Source organism: Mycobacterium sp. E3298 (assembly GCF_001666895.1).
In the GTDB taxonomy this organism is placed as follows: Bacteria; Actinomycetota; Actinomycetes; order Mycobacteriales; family Mycobacteriaceae; genus Mycobacterium.
Map to the genome: position 1 here is coordinate 1 of NZ_LZJB01000268.1, position 5,913 is coordinate 5,913.

Genomic DNA, 5,913 nt, shown 5'->3' on the forward strand with positions numbered 1-5,913 from the left:
CCGGAGCTGACGGTCAGAGAGCCACTGTCGGTCAGGATGCCGCCGGAGCCGACGGTCAGAGTGCCGCTGTCGGTGACCACGCCGCCGGAGCTGATGGCCAGGGTGCCGGTGTCGGTGTAGCTGGCGTTCGCATCGATGATGAGCTGCCCGCCGCTGGCGACGGTCAGCGTCTGGCCGGGCAGGGTGACGGCAGGATTGCCCGCGGTGACTTCGACGACTTGGCCGTTCAGGATCGTGCCCTGAAGGTCGATCGGATCGACGCCGTTGATGATCACGTGGGTGATCGACAGCGGCGGCTGGGACGCGGCCGGCGCCACCGACTGTGTGGACGCCGCCGGGGCGGCCGATTGCGGCGAGGTGGCGGCGGGCGTGACCGACTGTGACGTCGCCGCGGGGGCAACCGATTGCGCGGAGGCGGTGGGCGTGACCGATTGTGACGTTGCCGCGGGCGCAGCCGACTGCGGCGTGGTCGCCATCGGCGTAACCGACTGCGTGGTCGACGTCGGCGTAACCGACTGCGTGGTCGACGTCGGCGTAACCGACTGCGTCGTCGTCGCCATCGGCGTAACCGACTGCGTGGTCGACGTCGGCGTAACCGACTGCGTCGTCGTCGCCATCGGCGTGACGGACTGCTGCGAAACCGTCGGGGTGAGTTGTTGGGTCGCGATGGGCATGCCCAGCTGCTGGCTCTCCGCGGCCGAGCTCAGCTGCTGGGTTGCCGCGGTCGAGGTCAGTTGTTGCGTGTCCGTCGTCGGGGTCAGCTGCTGGGTCGCGATCGAGGTCAGCTGCTGCTGAATCACCGACTGCGTCTGGGATCCCGCGGTGTTCGCAGCACTTTGGGCTACCGCGCCGCCCTGGGCGTTCTGGCCCGCCGGGTTGGTCGTCTGCGGCGGCTCGCTATACGACTGCAAGGCACTGGCGGCCGCCGAATCGACGGCATACCCATACATCGCGACCGCATCTTGGACCCACATCTCCATGTACTCGGCCTCGGTCGCCGCGATCGCAGGCGTGTTCTGCCCGAAGAAGTTCGTCGCGATCAACGCCATCAGTTGCGCCCGGTTCTCCGCGATCAGCGGCGGCGGCACCGTCATCAGATATGCCGCCTCATACGCCGCAGCCGCCGCAAAGGCCTGCGTGGCCGTCACCCCGGCCTGGGCGGCAGCGGCGGCCAACCATGCCACATAGGGTGCGGCCGCGGCATTCATCGCCATCGACGACGGCCCGAACCAGAGCCCGGTCAAGCCCGCCAGTTCGGAGGAATAGCCCGCGGTCGCCGACTCCAGCTCTGCGGCTACCGCGTCCCAGGCTGCCGCCGCGGCCAGCAGCGGGCCCGATCCCGGACCGGTGTACATCAGCCCGGAGTTGACCTCGGGGGGTAGCGACCCAAAGTCCATGGCCTGCCCTCTTCGAACACCTCAGTCAGTGAACCCCGTAGCGAACAAAATCCTATCGCCGATTCGGACGATGGTCATAGAAAACTCGCCAAAAGATTCCTTCGGTACGGAAACTGGAAGCCAATTGACTTGCACGACAATTCGAAGCACGGCCAGGCATCGGACCCGAACGCGGCGGCCGTACTGAAATACTCTGTGCCGCAGGGTTACTTGGCCGTGAGGGCCACGCGGCGCGGTCGGATTCCCGAGGTCCCCGCCGCACCTGGGCAAGCCAGCGCTGGGTGGACCGCCGTCCACGAAATCTCCACGACGCACTGCAAAGAACCCGCCGGTGTGCGAGCCGGCGAAGCGACGCCTCCGGACCCTGTCGGGCCGGCCTCGGGGCTTTCTCACAAAAGCGTGTGCGCGGATTTGCGGCGTATGAATGAATAATCGGCGAAACCAACTGGCCGCAGGCGAAAGGTCGACGGAAGTGGCTAAGAAAGCCCAATCAGTGGCGGACGCGGCAAAAGAGAGCCTGGCCGCGGAGCTCGACCGGCTACGGCAGCGGCGCGACCGCCTCGAGGTCGAGGTCCGCAACGACCGCGGCATGGTGGGCGATCACGGCGACGCCGCCGAGGCGATCCAGCGCGCCGAGGAGCTGGTGGGCCTCAGCGACCGGATCAACGAGCTGGACCGCCGGCTGCGCACCGGCCCGTCGGAGGCCGACGCGTCGGAGACCCTGCCCGGTGGCACCGAGGTGACCCTGCGCTTCTCCGACGGCGAAGTGGTCACCATGCAGGTGATCTCGATCGTGGAAGAGACGCCGGTTGGCCGGGAAGGTGAGACCCTGACCGCGCGCAGCCCCCTGGCCCAGGCGTTAGCCGGACACAAGGCGGGCGACACGGTGACCTACTCCACGCCGCAGGGCGAGGATCAGGTCGAGCTGATCGCGGTCAAGCTGCCCCGCTAGAGCGTCCCGTAGCGTCCCCGGCGCGGCCCGCCGGCCCGGATAGACTCCCCCCGATGGTTGCCCCGCCGCCCGATGCCGCCCCGCCCAGCCCACAGTTGAGCCTGACGACACAGGTGATGCGTTTCGTCGTCACCGGCGGCCTGGCGGGAATCGTGGACTTCGGCCTGTACCTGGCCCTGTACAAGGCGGTGGGCGTCCAGGTCGACCTGGCCAAGGCCACCAGCTTCGTCGTCGGCACCATCACCGCCTACCTGATCAACCGCCGGTGGACTTTCCAAGCCGCCCCCAGCACCGCCCGGTTCGTCGCGGTCATGATCCTCTACGCCGTCACCTTCGCCGTCCAGGTCGGGCTCAACCACCTGTGCCTTGCGCTTATGCACTACCGCGGGTGGGCCATACCCGTCGCGTTCGTGATCGCGCAGGGCACCGCGACGGTCATCAACTTCATCGTGCAGCGAGCCGTTATCTTCCGCATCCGCTGAGCCAGTTGCGCAAGCGGTACCCTCTTTGACGATGTTGAGCACCGACGTTGGAACCACCCCCACCCGGCTGATGGGCTTTGGCCACACCGCGCCGTCGGTGGCCGAGGTGCTCTCGACCCGAGATCCCGAGCTGATCGCCAAGGCCGTCGCCCGGGTAGCCGAATCCGGCGGACCGAACGGACGGGGTGTCATCGCGCGCGGCCTGGGCCGGTCCTACGGCGACAACGCCCAAAACGGCGGCGGCCTGGTGATCGACATGACCCCGCTGAACCGCATCCACTCGATCAGCGCCGACACCCGGCTGGTCGACGTCGACGCCGGCGTCAGTCTGGACCAGTTGATGAAGGCGGCGCTGCCGTTCGGGCTGTGGGTGCCGGTGCTGCCGGGCACGCGTCAGGTCACCGTCGGCGGCGCGATCGCCTGCGACATCCACGGCAAGAACCATCACAGCGCGGGCAGCTTCGGCAACCACGTGCGCTCGATGGACCTGCTCATGGCCGACGGCACCGTCCGCACCATCACCCCCGACGGTGAGGACGCCGAACTGTTCTGGGTCACCGTCGGCGGCAACGGCCTGACCGGGATCGTGCTGCGCGCGACCATCGAGATGACGCCGACCGAAACGGCGTATTTCATCGCCGACGGTGTGGCCACCAAGGACCTCGACGAGACGGTCGCCGTTCACCTCGACGGCAGCGAGGCCAACTACACCTACTCCAGCGCCTGGTTCGATTTGATCAGCCCACCGCCCAAACTCGGCCGGGCCGCGGTCAGCCGCGGCAGCCTGGCCAAGCTGGACCAACTGCCCGAGAAGCTGGCCAAAAATCCGCTGAAATTCGATGCGCCCCAGCTGTTGACGGTGCCGAACATATTTCCGGTCAGCGCGATGAACAAGCTGTCTTTCATGGCCATCGGCGAGGTGTACTACCGCTTGGGCGGAACCTACTCCGGCAAGATCATGAACCTGTCGCAGTTCTACCACATGCTCGACCTGGTCAACGGCTGGAATAACGCTTACGGCCCAATGGGTTTCGCGCAGCACCAGTTCCTGGTTCCGCCGGACGCGATGGACGAGTTCAAGGCCATCATCCGCTGGATCCAGACCCGCGGCCATTATTCGGCGCTGAACGTGTTCAAACTCTTCGGCCCGGGCAACCGCGCGCCGCTGAGTTTCCCGATGGCCGGGTGGAACGTCGCGATGGACTTCCCCAACAAGCCGGGGATCAACGAGTTCCTCAACGAACTTGACAGGCGGGTATTGGAATTCGGCGGCCGGGTGTACACCGCCAAAGATTCCCGCGCGAGCGCCGAGACCTTCCACGCCATGTACCCGCGCATCGACGAGTGGATCGCGGTGCGCCGCAAGGTGGACCCCGCCGGGGTGTTCGCCTCCGACATGGCCCGACGTTTGGAGCTGTTGTAAATGGTGCTGGACGCTGTGGGAAACCCGCAGACCATCCTGTTGCTCGGCGGGACCTCCGAGATCGGGCTCGCCATCTGCGAGCGCTATCTGCAGAACGCGCACGCCCGTATCGTGCTGGCCGCCATGCCCGATGACCCGGGCCGCGACGCCGCCGTCGCCCAGATGAAGGCGGCGGGCGCGCGGTCGGTGGAGCTGATCGACTTCGAGGCCACCGACCCCGACAGCCATCCGAAGACCATCGAGGCGGCGTTCGCCCATGGCGACGTCGACGTGGCGATCGTCGCGTTCGGCATCCTCGGGGACGCCGAGGAGCTGTGGCAGGATCAGCGCAAGGCCGTCCTGGCCGCCGAAATCAACTACACCGCAGCGGTTTCGGTGGGTGTGCTGCTCGGCGAGAAGATGCGCGCGCAGGGCTTCGGCCAGATCATCGCGATGAGCTCGGCCGCCGGGGAGCGGGTGCGACGATCGAACTTCGTCTATGGCTCCACCAAGGCCGGACTGGATGGCTTCTATCTGGGTCTCGGAGAAGCGCTGCGCGAGTACGGGGTTCACGTCCTGGTGATCCGCCCGGGCCAGGTCCGCACCCGGATGAGCGCGCACGTCAAGGAAGCCCCGCTGACGGTGGACAAGGAGTACGTCGCCAACCTCGCGGTGACCTCGGCCGCAAAGGGTAAGGAATTGGTTTGGGCGCCAGGAGCATTCCGGTACGTGATGATGGTGTTGCGACACATCCCCCGGCCCATCTTCCGCAAGCTGCCCATCTGATCATGCGTAACGCGCTGGCCAGCCTCGGCCAGATGGCTTTGGCGGCCGCGGTGGCCGTCATCGTCGCCGTGGTCTCGCTGGTCGCCATCTCTCGCGTCCAGTGGCCGGCCTTTCCGTCATCGAATCAGCTGCACGCGCTGACCACCGTGGGCCAGGTCGGCTGCCTGGCCGGCCTGGTCGGCGCGGGCTGGGCGTGGCGGCGGTGGCGGTGGCCGGCGCGGCTGGGCGGGCTGGCGTTCGTCTCCGCGTTCACCGTCGTGACGCTGGGCATGCCGTTGGGGGCCACCAAGCTGTACCTGTTCGGCATTTCCGTCGACCAGCAGTTCCGCACCGAGTACCTGACCCGGCTCGCCGACAGCCCCGCCCTGCGCGACATGACCTACATCGGGCTGCCGCCGTTCTACCCGCCCGGCTGGTTCTGGATCGGCGGGCGGGCCGCGGCGCTGAGCGGGACACCGGCCTGGGAGGTCTACAAGCCCTGGGCCATCACCTCGATCACCATCGCGGTCGCCGTCGCACTGGTGCTGTGGTGGCGGATGGTCCGGTTCGAATACGCGCTGATCGTCACCACCGCGACGGCGGCGGCGACCCTGGCCTACGGCTCGCCCGAACCGTACGCGGCGATGATCACCGTGCTGCTGCCGCCGGTGCTTGTGCTGACGTGGTCGGGCCTGCGCGCCGGCGGCCGGTGGGATCCCCCCGAGCGTCACGCCAGCGTGACGCCGGACGCCCATGGCCACGCTGGCGTGACGCTCGAGGCGCCGGCGGAGCCGCACCGCGGCTGGGCCGCGGTTATCGCCGCCGGACTCTTCCTGGGATTCACCGCCACCTGGTACACGCTGCTGTTCGGTTTCACCGCGTTCGCGATGGCGCTGATGGGCCTCGCGCTGGCCG

Annotated in this window: 6 protein-coding genes; 5 read left to right on the forward strand and 1 reads right to left on the reverse strand. The window is 67.7% G+C overall.

The window, feature by feature from the left end:
• Positions 1-1,397 (reverse strand): PPE family protein (locus A9X05_RS31650; protein ID WP_067781738.1); only part of this gene is annotated, 1,397 nt, incomplete at its 3' end.
• Positions 1,398-1,869: 472 nt separating this feature from the next.
• Here A9X05_RS31650 and A9X05_RS12685 point away from each other — a divergent pair.
• From A9X05_RS12685 to A9X05_RS12705, 5 genes are all read left to right on the forward strand, one after another.
• On the forward strand, positions 1,870-2,349 hold the full coding sequence (locus A9X05_RS12685) for a GreA/GreB family elongation factor (RefSeq protein ID WP_067759364.1): 480 nt from the start codon (positions 1,870-1,872) through the stop codon (positions 2,347-2,349).
• 116 nt (positions 2,350-2,465) lie between these two features.
• Positions 2,466-2,831, forward strand: coding sequence for a GtrA family protein (locus A9X05_RS12690; protein WP_156670223.1), 366 nt, complete (start codon positions 2,466-2,468; stop codon positions 2,829-2,831).
• Between the two features lie 31 nt (positions 2,832-2,862).
• Positions 2,863-4,254 (forward strand): FAD-binding oxidoreductase, encoded by a 1,392-nt coding sequence (locus A9X05_RS12695; protein ID WP_067781741.1) that lies wholly within the window; start codon positions 2,863-2,865, stop codon positions 4,252-4,254.
• Entirely contained in the window at positions 4,255-5,019 is a 765-nt protein-coding gene (locus tag A9X05_RS12700) for a decaprenylphospho-beta-D-erythro-pentofuranosid-2-ulose 2-reductase (protein WP_067781744.1), read from the forward strand.
• Positions 5,020-5,021: 2 nt separating this feature from the next.
• A partial coding sequence (locus tag A9X05_RS12705) for an arabinofuranosyltransferase (RefSeq protein ID WP_197499046.1) occupies positions 5,022-5,913 on the forward strand: 892 nt, incomplete at its 3' end.

Excerpts from the sequence above, each read along its gene's own strand:
- A9X05_RS12690 (WP_156670223.1), top strand. The coding sequence starts at position 2,466 with ATGCGTTTCGTCGTCACCGGCGGCCTGGCGGGAATCGTGGACTTCGGC.
- A9X05_RS12695 (WP_067781741.1), top strand. The coding sequence starts at position 2,863 with ATGTTGAGCACCGACGTTGGAACCACCCCCACCCGGCTGATGGGCTTT.
- A9X05_RS12700 (WP_067781744.1), top strand. The coding sequence starts at position 4,255 with ATGGTGCTGGACGCTGTGGGAAACCCGCAGACCATCCTGTTGCTCGGC.